25 protein-coding genes are annotated in these 25213 nt (G+C 64.1%); 13 read left to right on the top strand and 12 right to left on the bottom strand.

Features of this window, described 5'->3' with window-relative positions:
- Nucleotides 1-6: 6 nt before the first annotated feature.
- Nucleotides 7-1200 (bottom strand): MFS transporter, encoded by a 1194-nt coding sequence (locus QA639_RS19165; protein ID WP_028335084.1) that lies wholly within the window; start codon nucleotides 1198-1200, stop codon nucleotides 7-9.
- Entirely contained in the window at nucleotides 1197-1979 is a 783-nt protein-coding gene (locus QA639_RS19160) for a GNAT family N-acetyltransferase (protein ID WP_283090455.1), read from the bottom strand. Before QA639_RS19160 ends, QA639_RS19165 begins: the two co-directional genes overlap by 4 nt.
- 103 nt (nucleotides 1980-2082) lie before the next feature.
- On the opposite strand from QA639_RS19160, the gene QA639_RS19155 reads away from it, so the two are divergent.
- Nucleotides 2083-2982 carry a LysR family transcriptional regulator gene (locus QA639_RS19155; protein ID WP_028335082.1) on the top strand — a complete coding sequence of 300 codons (900 nt, stop codon included), beginning with the start codon at nucleotides 2083-2085 and terminating at the stop codon, nucleotides 2980-2982.
- 129 nt (nucleotides 2983-3111) lie between these two features.
- On the opposite strand, the gene QA639_RS19150 is transcribed toward QA639_RS19155, so the two are convergent.
- Nucleotides 3112-3909, bottom strand: a complete 798-nt coding sequence (locus QA639_RS19150) for a DUF899 domain-containing protein (protein ID WP_050386702.1) — start codon at nucleotides 3907-3909, stop codon at nucleotides 3112-3114.
- A 210-nt stretch (nucleotides 3910-4119) separates the two neighbouring features.
- Between QA639_RS19150 and QA639_RS19145 the strand changes: the two genes are divergently transcribed.
- From QA639_RS19145 to QA639_RS19120, 6 genes are all read left to right on the top strand, one after another.
- Entirely contained in the window at nucleotides 4120-4626 is a 507-nt protein-coding gene (locus QA639_RS19145; RefSeq protein ID WP_051376199.1) for a MarR family winged helix-turn-helix transcriptional regulator, read from the top strand.
- On the top strand, nucleotides 4623-5483 hold the full coding sequence (locus QA639_RS19140; RefSeq protein ID WP_050386704.1) for a DMT family transporter: 861 nt from the start codon (nucleotides 4623-4625) through the stop codon (nucleotides 5481-5483). Before QA639_RS19145 ends, QA639_RS19140 begins: the two co-directional genes overlap by 4 nt.
- A gap of 165 nt (nucleotides 5484-5648) precedes the next feature.
- Nucleotides 5649-7745, top strand: a complete 2097-nt coding sequence (locus QA639_RS19135; RefSeq protein ID WP_283090454.1) for a hypothetical protein — start codon at nucleotides 5649-5651, stop codon at nucleotides 7743-7745.
- A gap of 91 nt (nucleotides 7746-7836) precedes the next feature.
- Nucleotides 7837-8304 carry a carboxymuconolactone decarboxylase family protein gene (locus QA639_RS19130; protein WP_283090453.1) on the top strand — a complete coding sequence of 156 codons (468 nt, stop codon included), beginning with the start codon at nucleotides 7837-7839 and terminating at the stop codon, nucleotides 8302-8304.
- Nucleotides 8305-8468: 164 nt separating this feature from the next.
- Nucleotides 8469-9341: a bifunctional helix-turn-helix transcriptional regulator/GNAT family N-acetyltransferase gene (locus QA639_RS19125; RefSeq protein ID WP_283090452.1), complete on the top strand. Its 873-nt coding sequence runs from the start codon at nucleotides 8469-8471 to the stop codon at nucleotides 9339-9341.
- A gap of 66 nt (nucleotides 9342-9407) precedes the next feature.
- Nucleotides 9408-9905, top strand: a complete 498-nt coding sequence (locus tag QA639_RS19120) for a peptide deformylase (protein ID WP_283090451.1) — start codon at nucleotides 9408-9410, stop codon at nucleotides 9903-9905.
- A 7-nt stretch (nucleotides 9906-9912) separates the two neighbouring features.
- Here the strand turns inward: QA639_RS19120 and QA639_RS19115 are convergent, their stop codons facing one another.
- From QA639_RS19115 to QA639_RS19095, 5 genes are all read right to left on the bottom strand, one after another.
- Nucleotides 9913-11175: a serine hydrolase domain-containing protein gene (locus tag QA639_RS19115; protein ID WP_157344694.1), complete on the bottom strand. Its 1263-nt coding sequence runs from the start codon at nucleotides 11173-11175 to the stop codon at nucleotides 9913-9915.
- A gap of 188 nt (nucleotides 11176-11363) precedes the next feature.
- Nucleotides 11364-11837 (bottom strand): VOC family protein, encoded by a 474-nt coding sequence (locus tag QA639_RS19110; RefSeq protein ID WP_157344696.1) that lies wholly within the window; start codon nucleotides 11835-11837, stop codon nucleotides 11364-11366.
- 115 nt (nucleotides 11838-11952) lie between these two features.
- Nucleotides 11953-13128, bottom strand: a complete 1176-nt coding sequence (locus QA639_RS19105) for an MFS transporter (RefSeq protein ID WP_283090450.1) — start codon at nucleotides 13126-13128, stop codon at nucleotides 11953-11955.
- Complete coding sequence (locus tag QA639_RS19100) at nucleotides 13118-14158, bottom strand: adenosine deaminase (RefSeq protein WP_157344698.1); 1041 nt, start codon at nucleotides 14156-14158, stop codon at nucleotides 13118-13120. Before QA639_RS19100 ends, QA639_RS19105 begins: the two co-directional genes overlap by 11 nt.
- Nucleotides 14159-14334: 176 nt before the next feature.
- Entirely contained in the window at nucleotides 14335-14871 is a 537-nt protein-coding gene (locus QA639_RS19095; RefSeq protein ID WP_157344890.1) for a helix-turn-helix domain-containing protein, read from the bottom strand.
- Between the two features lie 787 nt (nucleotides 14872-15658).
- On the opposite strand from QA639_RS19095, the gene QA639_RS19090 reads away from it, so the two are divergent.
- Nucleotides 15659-16312 (top strand): glutathione S-transferase family protein, encoded by a 654-nt coding sequence (locus QA639_RS19090; RefSeq protein ID WP_283090449.1) that lies wholly within the window; start codon nucleotides 15659-15661, stop codon nucleotides 16310-16312.
- A gap of 78 nt (nucleotides 16313-16390) precedes the next feature.
- Here QA639_RS19090 and QA639_RS19085 read toward each other — a convergent pair whose 3' ends face one another.
- On the bottom strand, nucleotides 16391-17578 hold the full coding sequence (locus tag QA639_RS19085; RefSeq protein ID WP_283090448.1) for a serine hydrolase domain-containing protein: 1188 nt from the start codon (nucleotides 17576-17578) through the stop codon (nucleotides 16391-16393).
- A 356-nt stretch (nucleotides 17579-17934) separates the two neighbouring features.
- Here QA639_RS19085 and QA639_RS19080 point away from each other — a divergent pair, with 356 nt between their 5' ends.
- Together QA639_RS19080 and QA639_RS19075 are read left to right on the top strand one after the other, a co-directional pair.
- Nucleotides 17935-19080: an NAD(P)/FAD-dependent oxidoreductase gene (locus QA639_RS19080; RefSeq protein WP_283090447.1), complete on the top strand. Its 1146-nt coding sequence runs from the start codon at nucleotides 17935-17937 to the stop codon at nucleotides 19078-19080.
- A gap of 240 nt (nucleotides 19081-19320) precedes the next feature.
- Entirely contained in the window at nucleotides 19321-19557 is a 237-nt protein-coding gene (locus tag QA639_RS19075) for a hypothetical protein (protein WP_028335066.1), read from the top strand.
- A 282-nt stretch (nucleotides 19558-19839) separates the two neighbouring features.
- Here the strand turns inward: QA639_RS19075 and QA639_RS19070 are convergent, their stop codons facing one another.
- On the bottom strand, nucleotides 19840-20736 hold the full coding sequence (locus tag QA639_RS19070) for a LysR family transcriptional regulator (protein ID WP_283090446.1): 897 nt from the start codon (nucleotides 20734-20736) through the stop codon (nucleotides 19840-19842).
- Nucleotides 20737-21052: 316 nt separating this feature from the next.
- On the opposite strand from QA639_RS19070, the gene QA639_RS19065 reads away from it, so the two are divergent.
- Both QA639_RS19065 and QA639_RS19060 read left to right on the top strand, forming a co-directional pair.
- Nucleotides 21053-21787 (top strand): SDR family NAD(P)-dependent oxidoreductase, encoded by a 735-nt coding sequence (locus QA639_RS19065; RefSeq protein WP_283090445.1) that lies wholly within the window; start codon nucleotides 21053-21055, stop codon nucleotides 21785-21787.
- Nucleotides 21788-21823: 36 nt separating this feature from the next.
- Complete coding sequence (locus QA639_RS19060; RefSeq protein WP_050386714.1) at nucleotides 21824-22423, top strand: NADPH-dependent F420 reductase; 600 nt, start codon at nucleotides 21824-21826, stop codon at nucleotides 22421-22423.
- Between the two features lie 163 nt (nucleotides 22424-22586).
- Here the strand turns inward: QA639_RS19060 and QA639_RS19055 are convergent, their stop codons facing one another.
- Entirely contained in the window at nucleotides 22587-23243 is a 657-nt protein-coding gene (locus tag QA639_RS19055) for a glutathione S-transferase (protein WP_157344712.1), read from the bottom strand.
- A gap of 109 nt (nucleotides 23244-23352) precedes the next feature.
- Here QA639_RS19055 and QA639_RS19050 point away from each other — a divergent pair, with 109 nt between their 5' ends.
- Nucleotides 23353-23916: a TetR/AcrR family transcriptional regulator gene (locus QA639_RS19050; protein ID WP_283090444.1), complete on the top strand. Its 564-nt coding sequence runs from the start codon at nucleotides 23353-23355 to the stop codon at nucleotides 23914-23916.
- A gap of 655 nt (nucleotides 23917-24571) precedes the next feature.
- Here QA639_RS19050 and QA639_RS19045 read toward each other — a convergent pair.
- Nucleotides 24572-25162: a hypothetical protein gene (locus tag QA639_RS19045; protein WP_283090443.1), complete on the bottom strand. Its 591-nt coding sequence runs from the start codon at nucleotides 25160-25162 to the stop codon at nucleotides 24572-24574.
- Between the last annotated feature and the right edge of the window lie 51 nt (nucleotides 25163-25213).

The following is a 25213-nucleotide window of genomic DNA, read 5'->3' as shown; positions in this document are numbered from 1 at the left end:
CGACGGCTATTGCTTCGCGGCCGCGAGCGGCGGCGGAAACAGCAGCTTGAGCAGGATGGCGGCAAGCAGCGTCACCAGGGCGAGACCGGTGGAGAGATAGAGCGCGCTCGCATCGCCGAACCGGTCGATCATGATTGCATAGATCAGCGGCGCCGCCGCCGGCAGGATGAAACTCGGGACAATGAGCCGGCCGACCAGCGTGCCATAGCTGCGATGATCGAACAGGATGAGCGGCAGCGTCCCCCTGGTGATGGTCAGAATGCCGTTGCACGCGCCGTAGAGCAGCGCAAACGCGACCCCCATCTCCCGCGCTGATCCGCTGAACAGGCCGGCGATGAAGGAGAGCGGCATGATCAGGCAGGCCATCAGGTTGAGCACGAGCGGATCGAGCCGTCCGCCGAACAGGACTTCGCAGAGACGCGCGGCGGATTGCCCGATCCCCCGCAGCGTCGCGATCCAGACCGCAACAGTGACGGTGAGCCCGAGGCCGGTGAGCACCGCGATCATGTGCGCGGACATGCCGGCGTTCAGGAAGTTCGCGCCGGTCATGATCACGGCATAGAGCCCGCTCGCCGCCGCAAGCTGCCGTCGCCCCGCCGCGCGCGGTTGCCTCGATGCCACCGCAGCAGAGCCCGGCACGCCGGCAAATCGCTGGTTCGGAATCAGCAGATGCAGCGGGATCGTCAATAGCGCAATGCCGGCATAGGCCAGCACCGCGATGCGCCAGCCGAAATGGTCCGAGAGCGTATGGCCGAGCGGCCAGAACACGGTGGCGGCCAAGCCACCAAGCAAGGTGATCCCGGACATCGCACGGCGCGCCTCCGGCCCGCCGATCCGGGCCAGCGCCGCGAAGGCGGCATCGTACAGCGTCAACCGCATACCGAGGCCAAGAACGATCCAGGATGCGAAATAGCTGCCGATCTGGTGCGAGAGCGCGAGACCGGCGCAGCCGAGCGCGTTGATCACCGCGCCCGCGACCATGACCTGCCGGCCACCGCTTCTGTCCACCCACCTGCCCGCAAGGGGCGACGTCACCCCCATGACCAAGAGCGCCGCAGCAAATCCGCCGTAGACGATGTCGCGGCTCCAGCCCAGATCCGCGGCGATCTGCTCGCCGAACCCGCCGATCAGATAGTAGGTCGCGCCCCACGAGATCAGTTGAGCCAGCCCGAGGGCAATCACGACCCGGCGTGCGATCACCGGGCCGTTTCCTTGTCTGACGGAAGCGTGGAAGCGCCCGGCCCCAACGGCCGCTGCATCAGCACGGTGTCGACCCATTGCCCGAGCTTGAAGCCCACCGACCTCAGTGTCCCCACCGTCTCGAAGCCCATGCGACGGTGCAGCGCGATCGATCCGGCGTTGCCGCTGTTACCGATCACCGCGATCATTTGCCGCCAGCGTCCCGCCTCCGATCGTTCAATCAGCGCCCGCAGCAGCGCCGCGCCGACGCGGCGGCCATGCAGGGCTTCCGACACGTAGACCGAGTCTTCAATGGTGTTGCGATAGGCCGGCCGCGGCCGGTACGCCGTCGCGTAGGAGTAGCCGGCCACCCGTCCCTCGATATCGGCCACGAGATACGGCAGCCCCGCGGCCAGCACGGCGGCACGGCGCCTGAGCATCTCGTCGAGTGTCGGCGGCACTTCCTCGAAGGTCGCCAGTCCGTTGAGCACGTGGTGCGCGTAGATGCGCTGCACCTCCGCCATGTCGACCTCTGTGGCGTCGCGGATCACGGTGTCTTCGTTGTCTCTCATCCTTGCCTCGTCTTGCGGCATTATGCCCGTGCTTCGACAACGCGCCGGTGCATGCTGCAGGCACCACGGGCTCATCTCGACATCGCTGCGCGACAGTCCGACATCGGCCAGCAGGCGATCGTCGAGCTCGCGCAGCGCCTGCCTGCGGCGGATGCGCGAATGCGGCGAGACCGCAAGATAGCGCCCCAGCTCGACGATGACACCGCCAATGGACTTGAGGCCGGACAAAGCCCACTCCCGGTCTGCCGAAGCCGTCGCTTGCCGGACTATGCGCCCCGGCGTTATATAAGTGAAGCTTTGACAGCTTATGCGCGGCATAAGAGATACTTTGATGAAGAACCTCAACCTCGATTATCTCGAAAGCTTCGCCGTCGTGATCGACTGCGGCAGCTTCTCGGCGGCGGCCGAGCGGCTGCAACTCACGCAGCCCGCGGTGAGCCTGCAGGTGCGCCAGCTCGAGCGCAGCCTCAATGCGACCTTGATCGAGCGGGTCGGACGCAAGGCCAGACCGACCGCCGCCGGCGTCGCGCTGCTCTCGCACGCGCATCAGATCAATGCGGCGGTGGCATCGGCGGTCGACGCCGTTGCACAGCAGACGACCGGAACGGCAGGCCGCGTGCGGCTCGGCACCGGTGCGACCGCCTGCATCTTCCTGCTGCCGCCGATCCTGAAGGAACTGCGCGCCGCGCTGCCCTCGCTGGAGATCACGGTCACGACTGGCAACACCGCGGAGATCGCCCGGGCGGTCGAGGACAACACCATCGACATCGCGCTTGTCACGCTGCCGGCGTCGGGGCGCAGCTTCGAGATCACGCCGGTCGTGAACGACGAGTTCGTGCTGATCGCGCCCCGCGACATGCAACTGCCGGCGCGGATCACGCCGGAGGTGCTGGCGACCAGGTCGGTGCTGCTGTTCGAGCCGGGCGGCAACACCAGACGCACCGCGGACGAGTGGCTGGCCCGCGGCGGCGTGTCGTTGAAGCCGTTGATGTCGCTCGGCAGCGTCGAGGCGATCAAGGAGATGGTGCGCGCCGGGCTGGGCTGCGCGGTGCTGCCCGGCATGGCCGTTCCCGCCAGGACCAAGCAACGCGACCTGATCGTCCGGTCGTTGTCACCAAAGCTCTACCGCCGGCTCGCGGTGGTGATCCGCCGCGACAAGCGCCTCGATCGCGGGCTGCGGCAGACCTTGTCGGCGCTGAAGGCGCTCTCGGCCAGGGACAATGGCCGCTAGAGCGTCGAGCGAGGTGGACGCCGGTCCGCGTCAAGAAGGCAGGCAAGACAAGAAGCGAGAGCTTCGGTTCTGATCCAATCAAAACCGAAGCCCTTGAAAGCACGCCGCGCGTTCTCCCTGCTCTACCCCTTACGTCGCCTTGCGCTCCTGCTCCGCGATCTTGCGGAACGCGGCCTCGCCGGCATCGGTCACCGCCGCCCATTTTGCGTTCGGCGTGGCCTCGGCCTCGTAATTGTCGTGCCAGTTCCACCATTTGTAGGTCGGCCCCTGCGGGTAACCCTTCGGCGAGTCCTCCCAGAGTTCCTGGCGGCCGAGCGGCGTGATGTCGAGATAGCTCCACACCGTACCCATCGCCTCGTCGCCGCGGCTGTTGACGAAATAAGTGCGGAAGATCCGCTCGCCGTCGCGGATGAACACGTTGTGGCCGTGCCACTCGGCAACGCCGAAGTCGGTGTCAAAACTGTCGGTGATCGTGTACCACGGCATGTCCCACTCCATCCGCGCCTTCAGCCGCGCGATGTCCGCCTGCGGTGCGCGCGAGGCGTAAGCGAGCGTGGTGTCGCGCTGGTTCAGATGGGAGAGATGACTGACCTGATCGGCGCCGAGCGAACAGCCGCGGCAGCCATGATCCGGCCAGCCGAACACGCCGGGCTCGAAGAAGGCGCGGTAGATGATCAGCTGCCGGCGGCCCTCGAACAGGTCGAGCAGGCTCGCCTTGCCGTTCGGTCCTTCGAAGACATACGGCTTCTCGACCGCCATCCAGGGCATTCGCCGCCGCTCCGCCGCAAGCGCGTCGCGTGCCCGCACCTGGGCCTTTTCCTTCACCAGCATCTCGAGGCGCGCCGCCTCCCACGCCTCCCGTGACACCACCGGCGGCGTCTGCATCGCCGTCAGGCCGCCGCGATCGCTTTCAGCTGATTTATTCATGATGGTCTCTCCATCTCCGATTTGGACGAACTCCGGGATCCCAGCGCGGTTCCATCGCCGCCCGCCGTTCGCCGTTGGTCATGCCCCAATCTGGCGCCGCGGCAGCAGTGAGTGGGAGTGACAAGTGTGTCGGGATTTTCACGCATGCGATCCAATAAGTATTTGCGATATGCTTGCACTTTGCAATTATATGTGCGAGCCTCTCATTCCATGAAACAGACCGCGCCTGCGTCCGATGACGGGCTGAAGCTCAGTGCCTGGCTGCCCTACCGCCTGTTCCTGGTCGCGGCGCAGGTCGCCCGACCGCTCGAGCGCTTCTACGGCGAGACGTTCGGATTGAGCCAGGCCGGCTGGCGCATCCTCGCCGTCATCGCCGAGCGCGACGCGGCCAACGCCTCCGAGATCGGCCGCGCCTGCGCGCTCGATCCGTTCGCGGTCAGCCGCGGCATCGGCCAGCTCACAGAGCTCGGCTTCGCGGTGCGACGCTCCGGCAAGTCCGACCGGCGCTTTGCCGCCGTTAGCATCACCCGCAGCGGCCGGGCCGCGTTCAACCGGATCGCTGCACTCGGCAGCGCGATCGAGACGCGGCTGCTGGCGCGGCTCTCGGAGAGCGAACGCGTCACGCTCGATTCCGCCCTCACCCGGCTTGAGGGGGAAAGCGCGCGGATCGATGCCGGCGGCTGGCGCGCACTGCGCGACGACGCCGGCACGCCATGACAGTCCTGCTGTTCGCGCTGACCGCGCTGCTCTGGGGCGGCGGCGCGCTGGCAACGGCGATGCAGGCCGGCGTAACGCCCGCGCCGTGGTCGGTCGCGCTGCGCATGGTGCTCGCGGGCGTCATCCTGCTCGGCTACGGACGGCTGCGCGGCGTGCCGCTCGCGATCCCGCGAAAGGACCGGCCGGCGGTCGTGTTGCAGGGCCTGCTGTTCTTCGCCATTGCCTTCATCGCCTTCTATGAGGCGACCGCACGGATGCCGAGCGGGCTTGCGGCACTCGTCTTGTCGACATCGTCGCTGTTCGCGGCCGTGCTCGCGCGCGCCGCACTCGGCGTTCCGATCTCCTCCGGCTTCGTATCGGGCGCGCTGTGCGGCATCCTTGGACTGGCGATCATCTTCCTGCCCGGCGCCGCCGCGCACGGCGCCGCGCCGCTTGCGGGATTCGTCTGGGCGCTCACCGCGGCCATCGCAACCGGCGCCGGGACAACGGTCGGTGCACGCAACCAGCGCGCCGGACTGCCCGTCGTCTCCGTGCTCGGCTGGGGCGCGTTCGTCGGCGCGACGGCGAGCGCGCTGTGGGCCGTCGCGACGGGCACGCCGTTTGCGGCCGACATCTCGCCCTCCTACGTGGCGAGCTTCCTCTATCTCGCGATCGCCGCGTCCTGCATCACCTTCATGCTCTATTTCGAGCTGGTGCGCCGGCTCGGTCCCGGCCGCGCGGCCTATACGCTCGCATTGGTGCCGCTCGTCGCGCTCGTGCTGTCCGCCCTGTTCGAGCACCTTGCGCTGGGCTGGCCTGTGCTCGCCGGCGCCGCCGCGATCCTTGCCGGCAACGTGCTGGTCCTGGCGCGCGCCTAACCGGCTCGTCGGCGCACAGCAAGATACATGCGGCAAGTGTCCTCCCGCCGCCGGTCGCCGGCTGGTCAACCGCATGTTTCCCGATCGCATTAATCGGACGTTGTCCGGCTCGCATATAAAGAAGCAACCCGGGACGACGAGGCGGCTTCGCAGGGTTACCCGATCGTGAACTCCATCCGCAAAATCCGCAATACCGAGTACTTCGCAATCCAGGTCGACGGCCAGGATGACTGGATCATGCGTCCTGCCCTCGGCCAGCGGCCCGCGCGGAATGCCGGGCTGCTGCCGGACGCAATCGCGTGGTTCTTCAACACCGACGCGGGATTCGCCTTCTATGATTTGGCGCATCGCCGGCTCGTCGATCGGCTGCAAACGCCCTGGGCGCGCGGCCACGACGGAAAGGACGCGCGCGACGACTATCTGAGTTACGGATTTCTCCAGAGCAAGGATGGCCGGTTCGTCTATCTCGTGCTTTATCACGCCGCGAACGCGACTGACCTGCATGTCATCGACCTCGAGCGCAGGGCGATCGTCCGCTCGGTTCTGGACATGCCGAGCGGCAACTCGCTGTGCCCGCCGGTTCTGGACCAGGCTGGCCGGATTCTGGTTTCGGCGTTCCGGCATGACAATGGAATTATCGCGCTGCTGCTGCGCATTGATCCGCAGACCGGCGCTTACAATGTGTCGAGCTGCGAGGGATCGCGTGCCAGGTCGTTCCTGATCCGCTCGAGCCCGTGCGGCCGCTATTGGTTGCGCGCCGACAATTCCCGCCTTCCCATGATTACCGAGGAGAGCTCGCTCGTCTCCCGGTTGCTGGGTAGAGACACCACGGCGCAGCGGGAGTATTTCAGCTTTGCCGTCGAGATCTGGCAGGCGTTTCCGCTGCGGCGGCTGCACTCCGTCGCGCCGATGTGGATGCAGGCGGAAGGGTTGCCCGACACGACCCAGCTCGATCTCGACAGGCGGAAGCAGGGGTTGCCGCCTCGGCGAGGCGAGATCTACCGCAAGGTCTCGCAGCTGCTCGATCGGGAGAGCTCGCTGACGACCAACCGGATCAACGCGACATCGCACCCCGATCTGTGGCCGGATCCGAACAGCCACTACGCCAACGTCAGCAGCAATCTGCGCGACTTCGAGCTTTCCGAGCGGGACGTGATTGGCTGGCAACCCGACAGCCTGGCCTTCTGGCTGAAGCGGAATGACTTCGTCGCCTGCGTCGGCGTGGACGGGAAGGTCTCGCCCAAGATTATGCTGGAGCGGTTCGGGATGGACGACCGTCCCTGGTTGGCGCGCGCCCGCGGCTGGTCGAAGGCGACGCCCCTGCCGGACCGGCGTCTCGATATGCGGTTCGCAGAGGGGATGGTGACGGTCTCCGGCGCGCCAGGCGATCCGGTACACCGCGTCCGGTCGGTGCCCGTAACCGAAGATCATTTCAGGCCCGCGCCACCCGAGCCGCAAGACGAGGACAAGGATGCCGCGCTCGCCCAGAAGGCCGAGACGCTCGCCAAGCGGTTCAGCACCTACGCCGTCGATCTCGCCTCGATGAGCGAGCCCGATTGTATCGCGGCCATCGATGCGCTCACGGCGCAAATCAGCCCCGATATCAATGAGCGCCCTCACGACAACCACCTGCAGGCAGTGTTCCGTTTCGATGGCAAGCGGCTCAACGAGAAGAAGTTCTTCTCGCATGTTGCGAAGCACTGCCCCCGCGCCGCGCCTGCGATCCGAAGGCTGATCGACGCGGTATGCACGCACATCGGACCGCATGCCAGCGCCTGGTACGATCCTTACGGAGACGAGATTCCGACCGCGCTGTTCGGCTACGCCGCATGGTGCCTCGCGCGCGTGGACAAAACCAGCAACGATGTCCTGCTGCGCTACTACGGGCTGGTCGATACCGATCACGAGAGCTTCTTTTTCGAGAAGATCGCTCCGTTGATGCTGGAGAACGCGGGCAGTGCTAGCGCTCGCCTGGAGCTCGCGGAAGGGTTCTATTTCGGCGATCTCGGCAATGCCATCGATCACTCGGCGCTCTGGCGAATGGCTAAGATGGCCGAGCACGCGGCGAGCCTGATGACGGCGAAGCAGTATGCGGCGCGTTTGCTGGCGCGTGCAGCCGCGACGTCCGCCGCCCGATCAAAGTCGGAGTTCGGGTATTATTGTTTCGACAACCTCGCGCGGTTCCTGACGGATCCTTCGCAATGGGAAACAGAGCTGCTGCAAGAACTCCGGCAAGCGGCGAGCGATCTCGCGCCCCAGTAGCGCCGCGGCGGATGAAAATATCGTGCCGGCATGTCACATTCGCCGTTCCTCGTTCGTCATGATGTCGTCAACCAACCCAGGGAAACCGACCATGACTGTCAGACTTGATCCGCTCGCCGCCGCCCCCAAGATCATGAAGATCTGGTTCGACGCGTCGGTCGCGATCTCCTCCAGCCTCGAGCCGAAGCTCGCCGAGCTCGTGAAGATCCGCGCCTCGGAGATCAACGGCTGCGCCAATTGCATCAATTTGCACACGACATTCGCCCGCGATGAGGGTGAGACCGAGCAGCGCATCTACCTGCTGTCGGCCTGGCGCGAAGCGCCCTGCTACACTGATCGCGAGCGCACCGCGCTCGGCTGGACCGAAGCCCTGACGCGGATCTGTGAGCAGCATACCCATGTCGCGGCCTACGAGACGCTGAAGGCGCATTTCACGCCGGAGGAGCAGGTCAAGGTGACCTTGCTGATCAACGTCATCAACGGCTGGAACCGGATCGCGGTCGGCTTTGGCGGCTTCGTCGATCCGCACGTGCTCAAGGCCAGGATGGCTGCGGCGTGACCGCGGAAATGGCACGAGACGACGCAGCGGCTGACTTCGCGCCGCTGCGTTTCAGGCTGATGCGCGTCGCTGTCGCATGGCCTCTGCACTAGGCGACAAGGCTCCATTCGGTCCGGATCGCCGGCCGATTGACGTGGCGACGATATCTGACTAAAGTCAGATATATGCTCGACCCCGTTTCCCGCGTCCGTCGCTTCAACCGTGCCGTGACTTCCGCCGTCGGCGCGCTCGACACCTCGTTCCTCGGGCGCGGCCGGCCGCTCGGCGCGGCGCGCGTGCTGAATGCGATCGGGCACGGCCGCGCCGATGTCGGCGAGATCAGGGATTATCTCGGGCTCGATTCCGGCCTGATGAGCCGCCTGCTGCGCAGCCTTGAGGACGAGGAACTGATCGAGACCACGGCGCATGGCGACGACGCCCGCCGCCGCATCGCGCGGCTGACGGCGGCGGGTAAGCGCGAGTTCAACGCCTATGAGGCGATCTCCAACCGGCAGGCAAAGGACTTTCTCTCCCACCACAGCCAACGCGAGGCGCTGCTGGCGGCGATGGACCTGATCGCCTCGGCGCTCGGCCGCGATGGCACCACCCTCGATGAGATGGATCCGCGCGGCGACGAGGCGCGCTATTGCCTCGGTGAATATTACGCCGAGCTGGCGCGGCGCTTCGAGAAAGGCTTTGACGTCAGGTTGTCGCGCGACCCTGAGGCCAAGGACATGGTGCGGCCGCGCGGCAGCTTCATCGTGGCGATGTCGGACGGCCTGCCGATCGGGTGCGTCGGGCTGAAGGGCGGCAGCAGCGGGTTCGCCGAGATCAAGCGGCTCTGGGTCGCACCTGGCGCGCGCGGTCTCGGCCTCGGCCGCCGCCTGATGGACGCGGGCGAGAAGGCCGCGCGCGAGCTCGGCATCGCGGTGTTGCGGCTCGACACCAACAGCGCGCTGCCGGAAGCCGGCCAGCTCTACCGCCGGACGGGCTGGACCGAGATCCCGCGCTTCAACGACGACCCCTACCCCGATCTGTTCTTCGAAAAGCATCTCTGAACGGCGCGCCGCGCGCGGCGCCCGCATCAGCTTGTCCGGCGCGATGCCCTGGCCTAAGACACGGGCATGACCATTCGCCCCATCGTGCGCTATCCCGATCCGCGGCTTGCACTGCCGGCCGAGCCGGTGACCATGTTCGACGAGGCGCTGCGCGAACTGGCGCAGGACCTGCTCGAGACCATGCGCGCGGCGCCCGGCATCGGCATCACCGCGCCGCATATCGGTGTATCCCTGCGCGTTGTGGTGCTCGAGCTCGATGCCAGCGAGGGGGCGCGGACCTATGTCAATCCGGAGATCATCCGGACCTCGCCCGAGATGATCCTGCACCAGGAGGGCAGCGTCTCGATGCCCGGGGTCAATGACGAGGTCGAGCGTCACGCCCGCGTCCGCATCCGCTATCAGGATCTCGACGGCAACATGCAGACCGAAGAGTCCGACGGCCTGCGCGCGGTGTGCCATCAGCACGAGATCGATCAGCTCGACGGCGAATTCTGGATCAGGCGGCTATCCCGCCTGAAGCGGGAGCGCCCGATCAAGCGGTTCGAGAAGCTGTCGCGCGCGTAGTCGGACGTCACCCTCCCGCCATCAAATCCTTGGCCAGCGCCATGTAAGCCGGCAGCGTCACAGGGTCGTTGGCCGCGTTGCCGGCAGCCGGGTGCGAGGCGTAGCGCGCGATCACCATCTCGGCCTTCGGATCGATATAGAGGCCCTGGCCATAAACGCCGCGCGCCATGAAGGCGCCGTGCGCATTGTGCGTCACCCACCATTGATTGCGGTAGGACGCTCCTGGCAGTGTGGTGTAGCCGGCCGGCTTGAATTTTCCGGGATCGCCGCCGCGCGCGATGTCTTCGACCACATCGGACGGTACGATCTGGCGACCGTTGAAGCGGCCGTGGTTGCGCATCGTCTCGCCGAAGCGGGCAAGATCGCGCAGCGTCGTCGACAGTCCGCCGCCGCCGCTTTCGGTACCGATGCGGTCGACGTGATAATGCGCATCCTCCTCGGCGCCCATCGGCGCCCAGATCCGCTCGGAAAGCAGGTCCGACAGCGTCATGCCGCTGGCACGGCGGCAGATCCAGGCCAGCACGTCGGTGTTGACGGTCTTGTAGGCGAACGCCTTGCCGTGCTCGCCCTGCTTTTGCTGCGCGCAGAGGAAATCAAAGATATTGGTCGCGCCCTCATAGCCCGGCTCGATCGGCGCCATGCCGTTGGCGCGCCGCAACCCCCACACGTCGGAATTCTTGTCGGTATAGACCTCGGTGTATTTGAGGCCGGTGGTCATATCCATCGCCTCGTGCACGCGGGCATCGCCGAACGCGCTTGCCTTCAGCTCCGGTACGTAATCGGTGATCGGCGCCTGCGGATCGATCTTGCCCTCGGCGATCAGGATGCCGGCAAGCGTGCCGGTGAATGATTTGGTCACCGACATCGCGATGTGCGGCTTGTGCGGCCTCAAGGCGCCGAAATAGCGCTCGTAGATCAGCTTGCCCCGGCGTAGCACGGCGATGCCGTCGGCATAGGTTTCCTCGAGCATGCGCGCGAAGGTCATCGGGCGGCCGTCCATCGTCACCGATGCCGACGCGCCAATATCATGCTCTTCGCGCGGCAGCACCGACGCCGACCCTGCCCCGCGCCAGACATTCACGGTCGGCACCAGCTGGCGGATGTTGCTCCAGGCCCAGCGCAATTCGGGGAAGCTGCGGAACGAGCCGTTCTGGAAGGTGATGGTCCTGTCCTGCGGCGGCGGAAAGCCCTGCATCCAGCCAAGCGTTTGCGGATCGGATTCGGCGGCGGTGAGATTTTGCGGTTGATTGGCGGCGGCTGCGACGGACATCAGGGCTGGCTCCAGAGCTGCGAATGCGAATTTCGTATCACGCGACAGCACCAGGCACATCCCGCGTTTGCGCCGGGGTGACCGTCGCGGCGAGCGGATGCCGCAACGCGAATGGCCGCGTGCCGCACACGCCAGCTCGATCGGACACCTGACTATCGAGCCCGGGCCAAATCATTCCGGCAGACGGATTACCCCGCCGCCGCGCGCTCGATCGCGGCGATGTCGATATTCTTCATCGTCATCATCGCCTCCATGGCGCGCTTGCCGGCGGCGCGATCGGCGCTGTTGACGAGTTCGAGCAGCCGCCGCGGCGTGATCTGCCAGGCAAAGCCCCAGCGATCCCGGCACCAGCCGCACGGCAATTCCTTGCCGCCATTGCCGGTGACCGCATTCCAGTAGCGATCGGTCTCCTCCTGGCTGTCGGTGAGCACCATGAAACTGACCGCCTCGTTCGGCACGTAGTTGGAGCCTCCGTTCAGCCCCACGAAGCGCCGGCCGAGCACGGTGAACTCGACCGTCAGCTCCTCGCCCTGCCCGATGCCCGGTATCGGAGATTGATGGCCCGCGCCGACATGGCTGTCGGGAAACGTCGCGGCATAAAACTCCGCCGCTTCGCGCGCCCGGCCCTGATCGAACCAAAGGCATGTGACGAGATCGGTCATGGCAGTCTCCTTCCAGGGATCATCGAGCAGGATGAGAGAGGGCATAATCCGTGATTATGGTCCTGGTTCGACGCGGCGCAGGCTTTCGTCCCACAACGTGTTTCGCCATCGCGGATCACGTTTCGCAACTTCGGCCCACGCGCATGATCAGGAGCGGCACGATGACGATCGCTCCCGCCATCAGCATCACTCCGGATACATCCGAGAGAGTCAGCATCCGGGCACCAAGAATGGCTCCGACGCCAACCGCCGAATTGATGACGGCCGAGTGGATAGCAGCCGCGGACATTGCCATGGAACCGGCCGCACGCAAGATCCAGGTCTGGAGGCCCGCGAACAGCGCCGCGACGGCGGCGCCCCAGACAACGAGCAAGGTAACGACCGTGCCGGTCCCCAGTTGCGGGCCAAACCATCCAAGCCCGACAAGCGCGCCCGCGAGGGCAAGCAGTCCCCACGTGATGACGGATGTCATGAAGCGATCGATCAGAACGCCGGTCAGGATGTTGCCGACAAATCCTGCTCCGCCAAAACCGAACAGCATCACACCGATCATGAAAGGCGGCACATCCGCGATCTCGCCGAGGAAGGGTTCGATGAACGTGTAGGCTGCGAAATTCGCTGCCGCCATGAACGCCGTTACGGAATAGATTTTCCGCAGGTCCTGTCGGCAAATCACCGCTGCCAGCGCTTGCCATCCCGCCGGCGATCCGGCCCGGAGCCGCGGAAGAACCCCGACCATCAGGACGGACGTGCACAATCCGACCCCGCCGATCACGCCGAATGCCGCGCGCCATCCGTTGTTCTGTCCGATGAGGTTGACGAGTGGCACGCCGACGACGGTTGCCATCGAGATTCCGCCGAACACGATCGCTGTCGCAACACCCATGCGATGAGACGGCGCAATCTGCGTTGCGATCGCGGCCGCCATCGCCCAGAAGAAGCCGTGAACGACAGCACCGACCGCCCGCGCCAGTAACAACCCCGTGAAACCGCCGGAGAGCATTGCCGCAAGGTTGGTCGCGGACAGCACCAGCATCAGAACAACGAGCAGCGGCTTGCGGGGAAAGCCCTGAAGCAGAACGGCGGACAACAGGCCGCTCGCAGCGCCGATCCAGGCATAGAGCGTGACCGTGAGCCCGACCGCGGCCTGGTCTTGACCAAGGTCGAGGGCGATCTGGGACAACAGCCCGACCGGCGCGAACTCGGTCGTGACCATCGTGAACGAAGCAACGCCGAGCACGATGACGGCGAACCAGACGCGGAGCCCGGGACTGGAAGTGTCAGTCGTCATGCAGGTGACCGGTGTGGAGGGGCGCCCTGATGTCCCTGATGACGCGCCGATAGTCCTGACGCCGCGTTTCATCCATGAACGCAGCCTTGAGGCTGTTGTCGGCGAGGGTCAATTGCTCCTCGGCAGTCAGGCCCAACGCCGCTGCCGCGCGGACGAAATTCTCGTTGACGTGACCTCCGAAATACGCGGGGTCGTCGGAGTTGACCGTGACGCAGAGGCCGGCGTGGAGCAGCCGGCGCAGATTGTGATGTTGGAGATCGGGGAAGATCTGCAGCGCCACATTCGACAGCGGGCATACCGTGAGCGGCGTCCCCTCGTCGGCAAGGCGCCGCATCAGTGCCGGATCGGCCTCGCATTGGACGCCGTGATCGATGCGGTCGACGCGCAGCCTGTCGATCGCTTCGGTTACGTAATCGGGTGGCCCTTCCTCACCGGCATGCGCAGTCGTCTTCCAGCCAAGCGCGCGGGCGCGGGCGAAGACCTCGTCGAAGGGTCCGGGCGGGTAGCCTTTTTCCGGCCCACCAAGTCCGAGCGCCACCACGCCGTCGCGCCAGCGGCGTGCCGCCTCGATGGCGGCGAAGGCCTCTTCAACAGGCTTATGCCGGCGAACGCACAGGATCACGCCTCCAGTGATATCGCGTTGCAACCGCGCGTCTGCATAAGCGGCGCTGATGCCGTCCATGACCGCATCGAACGGCACGCCACGCTCGGTATGGTCGGCAGGGGTGACGTAGATTTCCGCATGAACGACATTGTCTTCCCGCGCACGGGTCAGGTACGCGCGCGTCAACTCATAGAAGTCGCGCTCCGTCCGAAGCACGGTCAGGCCGGCCCAGTAGATCTCCAAAAATGACTGGAGATCGGAGAATCGATACGCCGAGAGGATATCGTTCATCGAGCGGTACGGGATCGCCACATCATTCCGGCGGGCAAAATCGAGCAGCATGCCCGGCTCCAGTGTTCCCTCGACATGCACGTGAAGCTCGGCCTTCGGAACGGCCTTGATGTCAAATAACGGAACGGAATTCATTGAACGCGATCTCTGGCCTCGGGCGTGTTCCGCTTCAGAGCTTTTTCCCGCGCATCCAACCGGATGCGCGTGCCAAAGCTCGTCTGCCGTACGAGCCTGACCTAGCAGCCTTTGTCGAAAGGTCGCCACGCATAAAATATGCGAGCGTTATCCGGCTGAGGCAGCCTCCCCGTGCATCAGGCAATGGTGGTGACCAGCCGTGCGGGGGCACCGTCGGCGAGCATGATGCGCTCCCACAGCATGCGTCCCGGAAGGATCACGAGGTCCGCATCGGAGTTCGGACCCGTATTGACCTCGAGCGAGCTGAGCTGCCCGTCATACCAGCCGAGATCATTGAGGGCGGTATCAGCCGCGAGGATTTCCGGAGAGGCATAGACACGTAGCGATTTGCCCAGGAATTCGGACAAGCCGGTTCGCCATTCGGCCTGCCTGGGCGCCGATGCGGCAAGCAGCCGATGCGTCAGGTCGCACACCAGATGGACCTTGCGCGTCGAGGATTCGACAAGGCGCTTCAGGGCGGCATCCTGGGCCGGCTCGAACGGACCCATGAGCAATCGGCGCGCCGAGATCCACTGGGTTTCAGACAGATCGAGAATACCGCGCTCCCAGCGCGACACGGTCGCCTGATCCACACCCATCAATTCAGCGAGGTGGCTTTGCTTCATCTGACGAAGCAATCGCATTCTTCGCAACCCGCGGCCTTGATCACCCATCAACATTCACCCGACTTTGTTCTGCAACTCGTGGCGCGCAGTCAGCGAAGATATACCCCGCGGACACCGCTACCAGGAACGGCCGCGGCGTAAAATCCGCAACCGCGCGCGCCTGGTGCTGGTCGAACCACAGGCATGTCACGAGCCCGGTCAAGGCAGTCCGTCTTTTTTCGCATAAGGTGGTTGGCGAAACCGCACACCGCCATCACGATCACAATGTCTGTCCGGTCCGGCCGCGCGATGCGGTGGCCACAACCGTTCCGCAAACACGCTGATCATCCCTGCGAAAGCAGGGACCCATTACGGCGCGGCCGGGGTTGGGAACAGGACTCGTCGTTCTGGCATCGCTCGACAATGACCATCGGTGGTTATGGGTCCCTGCTTTCGCAGGGACGACACTGAGTGTGTTGCGCGAGCCGTGAATCAAGCTTCCGCATTCTCGCGACATGAAGTGCCCGAGCCTTGCCTTAGTTTCCCGCCCTCCTCTCACAGAGGGCGGAGGGAAAGCCGGGTGCCGATCGCACCCATGGGCCCCGAGCAATGGGTAGAATGCTCGGGGGCACCGAAGCGGAATATTTTCTTATCGCGGGCTTGACGCGTTTTGCTGAGTTGCCCGTCGGGGTGATTTGTCGCAGGCGACGCAAAGGGATTTGAGTTGCGCCGGGGCAACTCGACCGCGTGCCCCGCATGCGCGAGCATGTAGCTTGCTGTCAAAAGAATCCCGAATCGGCTGTCGGGGCGCGCGCCGCCCGCTCGTCCTCGGGACGCAAGGACATGGAGAGAAACGATGACGCCCACCATCACCGCCTTCGAACGGTCGCCCGATGGCGGCAAGGGACTGGCCCGCGACACGCGCGTTCGCTGGGCGCTGGAAGAAGCGGGCCAGCCTTACGAGGTTCGCCTTGTTTCGTTCCAGGCGATGAAGGAGCCTGCGCATCTGGCGCTGCATCCCTTCGGCCAGATTCCGACCTATGAGGAAGGTGATCTCGCGCTGTTCGAGACAGGCTCGATCGTGCTCCATATCGCCGAGCGTCATGCGGGCCTGCTGCCCGGCGATGCCAATGCCCGCGCCCGCGCAATCACCTGGATGTTTGCCGCGGTCAACACGATGGAACCGCCGATCCTCGAACTCATGACCACCAGGATTCTGGAGAGCGACAAGCCCTGGACCAAAGAGCGCCTGCCGTTGGTTATGGATCGCATCCGCGACCGGCTGCAGCAACTCTCCGCCCGCCTCGGCAAGGCCGACTGGCTCGACGGCGCGTTCAGCGCGGGCGACCTGATGATGGTGTCGGTGCTGCTCAGGCTGAGAGCATCGGGCATTCTCGACGAATATCCGAGCCTGTCCGCCTATGTCGCCCGCGGCGAAGCCCGGCCGGCTTACCGCCGGGCTTTCGCCGCGCAGCTGGCGGTCAACACGGGTAAGCGACCGACCGGCTGACGTCGGCGACATCAGAGACAGGCTCTCGCGCAGATGGCAAGGCCGCCGGACACGCTGCGCCCGTCCGGGCCAGGTTTGCTAGTCGAATGGATCGTGTTCTGGCAGCGGTTCGGTCAGTTCGAATCCTGGATGAAGCTGCGAGATAATCTCTATTGCGGTGCGGCCGGGTGCGATCCCCGCGGGGTGCACGCCCGACGCATCGAAATACTGGTTGCTCAGCAGCGCGACACCGCATTGCAATTCCGGCACGACGATCACGATCGCTTCGAATCCGCCCCTGCTCGTCGCGCCGTTCTTTGTGAAAACGGTATGGCCCTGCGTGTCCGTGGTGATCTGCCAGGCGAGGCCCATGGTGACGCTGGTCTTCTCCCCGCAAAGGGGGAATGTCCCCTGGTTCTGCTGCGTGAGCGCGATCTGCGAGCCGAGCGGCCCCTTCGGCGCCGCGATCTGCGCGGCAAGAAATTTGAGCATATCGTCGCCGGTGGTTTTCAGATCAAAGGCTGTGCCGCCGGTCGGCGTGTTGCGGTCGAAAACGATCTGGTATGGCGGCTCAGAACTCTTGCTCCAATGCCCGATACATCCCTGCGCGATCTTCCATGATGAATTGACGACGGCGCCCGTTTGCTTCATGCCGAGCGGACCGGTGACGTATTCGGCCAAAATTTCGTTGTAGTTATGGCCCTTGTCTTTCGCAAACATCTGCGTGACCGCAAAGCCCAGGGTCACGAAGCCGATGTTGGAATACTGCCAGCAGCCCTGCGGCGGCGTATCATATTGATTCCACCAGTTGATGAGTTGATTGGAGGGCGGCTCGTCCGCAAACAGCTGCTCGCTGTAGCCAGTCAAGCCGTCCCCCGGCTGCTCCGGCATGCCGGAGGTATGGGTGGCGAATTGCACGAGCTGGATGGCGTCCAGCACGGGCGTTCCCACTGCGTTCGCGCTGAAGAGGTTCAGGTAAGGGCCGATGGTATCGTCAAGAGAAGGCCCACCCGCCTTGACCGCCACCGCCAGCAATGTGCTGGTGAACACCTTGGTCACCGATCCGATCTCGAACACCGTGTCGGTCGTGACACTGAATGGCGCGGGCGAAGAGCCGGCCACGCCTGACAGTCCCTTGGGGTAGACGTAGCCCTTGGTGCCGAACGACTTTTCGTCATAGACCGCGATGCAGCAGCCAGGGGCGTTGCTGATGTCGAGATATTTTTTTGCCGCCTGCTGAACGATCTGTGCCGGACTTGTCGTCGCATCGATCATCTGGTCGCTCATTTCGCCCTCCTGCCGGTGAAGATGCACCATGTTGACCTTTGGTTGCATCATCTCATATAACGCCGTCCAGCGCGAGTGAAATCACCGTGACTATTTATTTCAAGTTCGCTCGGTGGAAACAGCGTCGTCAGACGCCGCTTGCGCCGACTTCCCGGCAGTCGCGAAGACTCTAGCGGGAGTCGGGGCCAGGTTAGCCGAACGCGTAACCCGCCGCCTCGCGCCCGGCTTCAAGATGCGGCGGATCAAGCTTCGCCGGTCCAGCTGCGCGCTCGGCTGGATTATGCTTGCTGCCAGAGCATCGGAAATGACATGGTCGAATTCACGCTGCCGATGCAGGCAGAGCGCAGGACTTCTTCGTGAGCACCAATCAAGCGATCAAACTTGCGGTGATCGGACGCGGCCTGATCGGATCGGCGGCTGCGCGGCATCTGAGCAAGATGGGCCATGATGTTGCGCTGATCGGGCCCGGTGAGCCGGCGGATTTTTCGCGCCATGGCGGCGTGTTCGGCAGCCACTATGACGAGGGCCGCATCACGCGGAGTTACGATCCGGGGCCGTTCTGGCGGCAAGCGAACCGCGCCGCGATTTCTCGCTACGGCGAGATTTCAGCGGAGAGCGGCGTGGAGTTCTATCGGGAAGCCGGTGCGCTTCACGTCGGCCGCAGCGAAACCACTGATGTTGCTTCGATCGGCAGGATCTGTGCCGAAGACGGGATCCAGTGTGAAGCCTATCATGATGCGGGGCTCGCGGAGCGCTTTCCGTTTCTGAAATCGACGGCGGGAATGCAGGGATATTTCGAGCCTCGCAATGCCGGATACATCAGCCCGCGCCGCCTGGTCCGCGCGCAGACGATCGCGGCGGAGCGTGCCGGCGCCCGGATCATCGACGAGGTAGCGCTGGGGATGTCGGAAAGCGGCTCCGGCGTGACGATCCGGACGCGATCGGGCAGCGTCGAGGCCGAGCGTGTTCTGGTTGCGGCCGGCGGGCATACCCAATCGCTGCTCGGCCGCTCGCTGGGCTTTACGGTCTATGGGCGGACCGCGGCCCTGTTCCGGCTTGGTGCGGCGGAGGTTCAACGCCTGGCCGGAATGCCGTCGATGCGTTGTCTCGGGCCCAAGGGAGACAATCCCTACATCCTGCCGCCGATCCCCTATCCGGACGGCCAGACCTGGCTGAAGCTCGGCGGCGATCCGGTCGATCTTCCGCTCGACAGCGAGGCCGATATCAAGGACTGGTTCCGCTCGGGCGGATCGATTGAAGTCGCCGATCGGCTTCAAGGACAGATCCTTGACCGCATTCGCGACCTCGCTTTCGAGGAACGCCGCGTCGTGCCCTGCATGACCACTTTCGGCGACAGCGGCCTGCCCTGCATCGGACCGCTTTCAGAGCGCGTCACGGTCGCCTTCTGCTGCTACGGCAAGAGCGCAAAATGTTCGGACGAACTGGGCCGGCTCGGCGGCATGGCGCTGCTCGGCGAGGTCAGAGCCGAGCTCGCGCCGTGACGGAGTTTTAGCGGACGTAACGCACCCTCACGATCATCGCGCGAAGATGTGATGGATTACGCCTCGTTCATCCAATCTGTCGGTGATGGTCTGCATCGCGCGACACAACGTCGAGGATCGCATTGCTCACGCAGCGTTGAGCCGGCGTGAGTGATGATTGCATTTAAGTCCGCCGTTACCGTGCACAAATATCTGACGAGGCCAGACTCCTTGGCCCCATAAACAAAACGGAGAAACTCCATGACGAACGTCAAACTCCTGTCGGCTGCTTTGATCGCGGTTGCCATGATCGCGTCGCCGGCAATGGCGCGTGAAACCCACGCGATGTCCCGCCACGTCGCGGAGGCGAGCGCTGCCGCGCCGACCGAGCCCGTCTACGTTGACGGTCGCGCCTGCATCCCGGCGCCGCGCGTCGGTTCATTCGCCACCGCGCCCTGGACCGGCAACAATGTCCCCTGCGAGCCGGGTCCGTATTGATCGCTCCGCGCGCATCGATCGGTCGGGCTGCCCCCTAGCCGCTTGACCGGCGCGATGTGCCATTGCGACATCCGCGAAACAGTGAGTAGCCCGCATGAGCGCAGCGATATGCGGGACACCACGCGGCACACGGATAGAAATGCCCCGGATATCGCTTCGCTCGTCCGGGCTACGCTTGCCACCGTCAGCAGCGCAAGGGATTGAGCGCGATTTTCGCTTGGTCCAAGCGCAGCTCGCCTCCGATCGGATTGCGGCAAGCGCCATCGGCTAGCTGCCCGCGCGTCAGTCGCGCGATATCGACAGCCCGGCGAGAAGCGGCGAGTACGCGGTGAGCCTGCGGGATACGAACTCGGTGAAGAGCCGCACGCGCTTCGTCTTGCGCGTCTCCCCCTGTGTGAGAAGCCAGAGCGTCCCGTACATGTGCAGGTCGGTGCCCGGCACCCTCACCAGCAGGGGGTCGGCATCTCCGACGAAGCACGGCAGCGTCGTCATCCCGAGCCCCTGCCGCACCGCGACGATCTGTGCCGCGGCATCTGTGGCCCTGAACGGAACCTCGGCGGCGCGAACCTCGCCCTCGTGGGCCCAGTCCGGGATTCCGTGAATGCTTATGACGATCCACCTGACGGGATCAGGCGCGCCCGCACGCCACGCGGCCAGTCGATCGCGGGATATGTAGATGCCGCCGAACAGCTCCGGTCCCTTCAGGCCGTGAAGATTGAGCGGCAGGGTTTTGCGGTCGTAGACGACGCGGATCGCGACGTCGGCCTCCCGGTTGGTCAGATTTGCCAGCTCGCCGGACGACAAGATTTCCATTTCGATGTCCGGATGCAGACGCGCGAAATCGGCGAAGTCCGGCATAAGCAGGTGTGTCGCGAGGGGCGGTGCCAGCGTCACCCGCAGAAGCCCGCGCACGCTCTGGTCGCGGCCAAAGACGCGCGTCTCCAGCTGGTGCGACGACGCTTCCATCTGGTCCGCGAGCTCGAGGACCTCTTCCCCCGCAGCCGTCAGGCGGTAACCCGAAGGCAGCTTCTCGAACATCTGCGCTCCGAGCCGTTCCTCCAGCTGGCCGACGCGTCGCAGCACGGTCGAGTGGTTCACCCCGAGGCGCTCGGCGGCAGCCCGCACCGAGCCTCCGCGCGCGACGGCAAGAAAGTAGCGAACGTCATCCCAGTCGATCATGGTGCAATCCAGCACCGCTGGGGTGCGCCTTCCAAAGCCCGTCTCCAGTACAACGAACAGCATCTCGTATGTGGGTAGCACGGGCGATCATCATAGCCCAAGCCGAATAGCCACGCCGACAAGCGCGGCCCAATTCCGAACGGCGGACACCGATCGTCGCGGCCGGCGTCAGTCGTCCAGCCGGATCGATTTCGCACCACCGATGTGCGCGCTTCCGCACTCAACGCCTGACGCCGGCGGAGCTACGTCGAGGTTCTCGAGGGCCATCTCGCAAATGGGACCCGAGACGCTGTCCGACACGACGAAAGGAGAAGTCATGGGAAAGCTTGAGGGTAAGGTTGCAGTCATCACGGGTGGATCGAGCGGTATGGCGCTGGCGAGCGCCAGGCGGTTCGTTGAAGAAGGCGCCTATGTTTTCATCACGGGCCGAAGGCAGGAGGCGCTCGACCAGGCCGTCAGGCTGATCGGCCGGAACGTAACCGGCGTGCGCGGCGACGCGGCCAATCTCGACGACCTCGACCGTCTGTTCGACACGGTCAAGCGGGAAAAGGGCAAGATCGACGTCCAGTACGCGAGCGCCGGCATCGGCGAAGCCATCCCACTGGGCGAGATTACCGAGCAGCACTTCGATGCGACCTTCGGCCTGAATACGCGCGGCACGCTGTTTACGGTTCAGAAGGCGTTGCCGCTGTTCAGCGATGGCGGATCGATCTTCATGACCGGGTCGGTCGCGTCCGTAAAAGGTTTTCCCGGTTACGGCGTATATGCGGCGAGCAAGGCGGCGTTGCGCTCATTCGCGCGCACCTGGCTCAACGAACTGAAGGGCAGGAATATCCGGGTGAACGTGCTGAGCCCGGGGCCGATCGCCACACCGATGCAGGACCAGGTTCTCACCGAGGAGGCGAAGCGGATGTTCGAATCCCTGATCCCGCGGGGAAAGATGGGTCGTCCTGAGGAAATTGCGGCGGCCGCGCTGTTTCTTGCGTCAGACGATTCGAGCTTCGTGAATGGAGTGGATTTGTCTGTCGACGGCGGTTTTTCGGCCATCTGAAATCGAATCAACACCAACACGGATCGGAGAAACATTATGAGCTACGCGATTGTAGGATTCGGTAAGATAGGTCAGGCCCTCGCCCACGCCTTCGCCCGTAAAAACATCGACGTGACCGTCGCCAGCCGCCGACCGCCCGAGGCGTTGGCGCCGCAGGCTCGGGCGATTGGACCCACGGTCGTCGCCAAGTCGTTGCGGGAAGCACTCGAGGCCGACACAATCATCCTGGCGGTCCCGTTCGGGGAGCATCGCGAGGTTGCGAAGGCCCTGCCGAGCTGGAAAGGCAAGACGGTCATCGACGCGATGAACGCGTTTCCAGTCCCTGAAGAGCTGGACGGCCTCCCGTCCTCCGCCTTCGTCGCGAAGGCGTTCACCGGCGCCAAGCTCGTCAAAGGGTTCAATCACCTGATTGCGGCCACCCTGGCTGCCGATCCGATCGTCGAGGGCGGGCACCGGGTCGTCTTGCTGTCTGGTGACGACGAGGACGCGACCGCTCCTGTGGCGGCCTTGGCGAAGCAACTCGGGTTCGCGCCCGTCAAGCTGGGAAAGCTCAACGAGGGTGGCGCGCTGGTGCACGCACGCGGCCGCAGTTGGGGCCCGCTCATCTTCCAGGATTTGTTCAAGAAGGAGCAGTGATCGGACCCTCGGCAGCCGGGTAGCCCGCATGAGCAGAGCGACATGCGGGATGCGATGGAAGAAAGATACCCGGATGTCGCTGCGCTCGTCCGGGCTACGCTTGCCATCCTGGCGATCCGCCCTCGCGTAAGACTCACGAGGGCGGTGGTCGCAAACGACGATCTCAATCAAGTGCCTTGATCGGCTCGGACATCGTTATCCGGTTCTTCACGCTAGGACGCTCCTGCATCGCTGCGTACCATGCCGAAAGAGCCTCGCACTCCACCGGCACCGGCACGTTCACGAGTCCCGCGAAGATCAAGCCGCCGATGAGGGTGATATCGGCCATCGTGAATGCGTCGCCGGCAACGAACGGCTGTCGTTTCAGAATGCCGTCAAAGTAGTGCATCCCCCTGAGGGCCTTGTCGCGCTGACGGAATCCCCATTCCGGGTTCTGATAGATCTCGACATGAGGCCCGAGACCCGGCGTGGCGTGGTGGAAATAGACACTGATGGCATCGAGCACTTCCAGTTCGGCGCGCTTGCTCATCATGTGGATCACACCCTTTTCGCGCGGCGTCCTGCCGGTCAGCGTCGGCGCGCCATCGAGCGCGTCAAGGTACTCGGTAATGGCCGTGCACTCGCCAATGAAGGTCCCGTCGTCGAGTTCGAGCACCGGCAGCGTGCCGGAGTAGTTCTTGGCGAGGAATTCGGGCTGCTTGTGCTCGCCCTTGTAGAGATCGACCAATACGAACTCCACGTGCGACCGCAGGTTCTTCTCGGCCAGGGCGATGCGAACGCGGGCCGGATATGGGCCGGTTGGCCAATCGTAAATCTTCATCAGGACTCCTGTGTCTACCTGTCACTTGGTAGGTTCAAACTAGCCTTCAAATCGGACCGGTCAACGCCTATCTGTCACTTGGTAGATAACGAAGCAGTGAGGCGACGAAGTGAGTTCAAGCTCTCGGGAGGCCATCCTGGCGGCGGCAAAGCGGACCGCGCAGGCCCGCGGCTATGGCGGCTTGAATTTCCGTGATCTGGCGGACGAAGTCGGGATCAAGGCCGCCAGCATCTATCACCATTTTCCGAGCAAGGCCGATCTCGGCGTGGCCGTCGCGCGGCGCTACTGGGAGGACACCGCCGCCCAACTCGAGGCGATGCTGGCAGAAGCGGCCGATCCTGTCCGATGCCTGCGTCGATATCCCGATGTGTTTCGCAAGGCGCTCGAGAACAACAATCGCATGTGCCTCTGCAGCTTCATGTCGGCGGAAGTCGACGACCTGCCGGACGCAGTGAAGAAGGAAGTCCAGACCTTTGCCGACGTCAACGTGGCGTGGCTGAGCAAGCTGTTGGTGGCCGCGGGTCTGGTCAGTTCGAGAAAGAGCGAACAGCGCGCCCGCGCCATCTTCGCCGCCGTCGCCGGCGCGCAGCTCGTCGCCAGAAGCCGCTCCGATATTTCGCTCTACGACTCCTTGATCGACAGCTATCGCGCCGCCGGCCTGCTGCCTGCGTAGCTCATCCATGGTTCGATGATCGATGTGGTGCATCACGCCTCCCCGGCCGATCCGCCCTGCCCGCTTCAGCCGGCGCGCGGGCATGAAACCGCATTCTCGCGACTGAACCGTCCGAGCTTTGCTCTTGGTTTCACCCTCGTTGAGAATAGAGGGCGCAGGGAAAGCCGGGCGCCGATCGCACCCATGGGCCCCGAGCAATGGGTAGAAAGCTCGGGGGTAGGACCACAGGTGTAACCGGAAACAACCCGGCTTTCCCTGCGCGATGGTTGTGCGGCTTACTTCGTGCTCTCCCCGGCGAGACCAGGCTTTTTTGTCACCGTCTTCGCCACGCGCACCGCGCAATGTGAAGAGACACCTGCCACTAGGGCGTCAGGACCACACGACTTCGCCGTCCGCCTCACGCGCACTCGTCAGTCGCGCATTCAGCGTCCACCGCATCTCGACCCGCGTTCGTGACGATCGCGATCCGCCCCTCGTGTCGGGTGAGACGCGCATATTGAACATCTGAGTTGGGTCAAACGCCAAGCGGAATATTTTCTTATTCGCAGATTGACAGGTTTTGGTGAGTTGCCAGTCGGGGTGATTTGTCGCAGGTGGTGAAGCGGGATTTGATTTGTGTTGAAGGCAAATCCAACCGACACGCCGGAAGTGGCCATCAAAAATCCTCGTCGGCGCTCTGAGTATCGGCCTCCAATAGATCGTATATGCCCATGTTGGTGGCCAAAAGACCGCCATCTTCCAGATGGTCAAGTTCAACGAAACCGGCTCGCTCAAAGATCAGCCAAATGTTTCTCTCTGCCCGCGATAGCCAGAGCTGAATCGCGAGAAGCCTCCGCCTCATCGTTCGACAGCCGTCCTCATCCAGATCACCAGGCCATGCGCCGTCATGAAACAAGCGATGGACAAAGTAATCTCGTTTGTCCTTTATCCATTTGAGATAGGCTATATCTGCGCCTTGCACCCCATGCCGCTCAAGGATCTTAATCAACGATCCGAGCGTAGAGCCTTGCAGCAAAGAGCGCTTGGACAAAGACCGCTCCCAGTGGTCCTTGTCCGACCCAAGGGCCTTTTCCAGCCTAACTCGATCACACGTATGCATCGCTGAGATCAACATATCCTCGAACTTGCCCACCGCGAGGTGAGCGCCCGCGATTTCCTGGCAGTACAGAAATCGAGCAATATCGAGGGGAGACATCCCTTCGATGATCTCGCAAAATTCGGGTTTCGTTAAGTTAGGCTTGAACATATTGGCTGCACAATCAATGATTGTAGCGAAGACGATTCCCGATTCTTATCT

The organism is Bradyrhizobium pachyrhizi, from assembly GCF_029714545.1.
Classification (GTDB): domain Bacteria; phylum Pseudomonadota; class Alphaproteobacteria; order Rhizobiales; family Xanthobacteraceae; genus Bradyrhizobium; species Bradyrhizobium pachyrhizi.
This window is presented reverse-complemented; position numbering and strand designations above follow the sequence as displayed.

Bases quoted from the DNA above. Each gene is read 5' to 3' on its own strand.
- QA639_RS19060 (WP_050386714.1), top strand. From the start codon at position 21,824: ATGAGCTACGCGATTGTAGGATTCGGTAAGATAGGTCAGGCCCTCGCC.
- QA639_RS19095 (WP_157344890.1), bottom strand. From the start codon at position 14,871: ATGGGTGATCAAGGCCGCGGGTTGCGAAGAATGCGATTGCTTCGTCAG.
- QA639_RS19070 (WP_283090446.1), bottom strand. From the start codon at position 20,736: ATGATCGACTGGGATGACGTTCGCTACTTTCTTGCCGTCGCGCGCGGA.
- QA639_RS19125 (WP_283090452.1), top strand. From the start codon at position 8,469: ATGCTCGACCCCGTTTCCCGCGTCCGTCGCTTCAACCGTGCCGTGACT.
- QA639_RS19150 (WP_050386702.1), bottom strand. From the start codon at position 3,909: ATGAATAAATCAGCTGAAAGCGATCGCGGCGGCCTGACGGCGATGCAG.
- QA639_RS19155 (WP_028335082.1), top strand. From the start codon at position 2,083: ATGAAGAACCTCAACCTCGATTATCTCGAAAGCTTCGCCGTCGTGATC.
- QA639_RS19115 (WP_157344694.1), bottom strand. From the start codon at position 11,175: ATGTCCGTCGCAGCCGCCGCCAATCAACCGCAAAATCTCACCGCCGCC.
- QA639_RS19105 (WP_283090450.1), bottom strand. From the start codon at position 13,128: ATGACGACTGACACTTCCAGTCCCGGGCTCCGCGTCTGGTTCGCCGTC.
- QA639_RS19075 (WP_028335066.1), top strand. From the start codon at position 19,321: ATGACGAACGTCAAACTCCTGTCGGCTGCTTTGATCGCGGTTGCCATG.
- QA639_RS19065 (WP_283090445.1), top strand. From the start codon at position 21,053: ATGGGAAAGCTTGAGGGTAAGGTTGCAGTCATCACGGGTGGATCGAGC.
- QA639_RS19130 (WP_283090453.1), top strand. From the start codon at position 7,837: ATGACTGTCAGACTTGATCCGCTCGCCGCCGCCCCCAAGATCATGAAG.
- QA639_RS19085 (WP_283090448.1), bottom strand. From the start codon at position 17,578: ATGAGCGACCAGATGATCGATGCGACGACAAGTCCGGCACAGATCGTT.
- QA639_RS19120 (WP_283090451.1), top strand. From the start codon at position 9,408: ATGACCATTCGCCCCATCGTGCGCTATCCCGATCCGCGGCTTGCACTG.
- QA639_RS19100 (WP_157344698.1), bottom strand. From the start codon at position 14,158: ATGAATTCCGTTCCGTTATTTGACATCAAGGCCGTTCCGAAGGCCGAG.
- QA639_RS19055 (WP_157344712.1), bottom strand. From the start codon at position 23,243: ATGAAGATTTACGATTGGCCAACCGGCCCATATCCGGCCCGCGTTCGC.
- QA639_RS19145 (WP_051376199.1), top strand. From the start codon at position 4,120: ATGAAACAGACCGCGCCTGCGTCCGATGACGGGCTGAAGCTCAGTGCC.
- QA639_RS19045 (WP_283090443.1), bottom strand. From the start codon at position 25,162: ATGTTCAAGCCTAACTTAACGAAACCCGAATTTTGCGAGATCATCGAA.
- QA639_RS19140 (WP_050386704.1), top strand. From the start codon at position 4,623: ATGACAGTCCTGCTGTTCGCGCTGACCGCGCTGCTCTGGGGCGGCGGC.
- QA639_RS19090 (WP_283090449.1), top strand. From the start codon at position 15,659: ATGACGCCCACCATCACCGCCTTCGAACGGTCGCCCGATGGCGGCAAG.
- QA639_RS19110 (WP_157344696.1), bottom strand. From the start codon at position 11,837: ATGACCGATCTCGTCACATGCCTTTGGTTCGATCAGGGCCGGGCGCGC.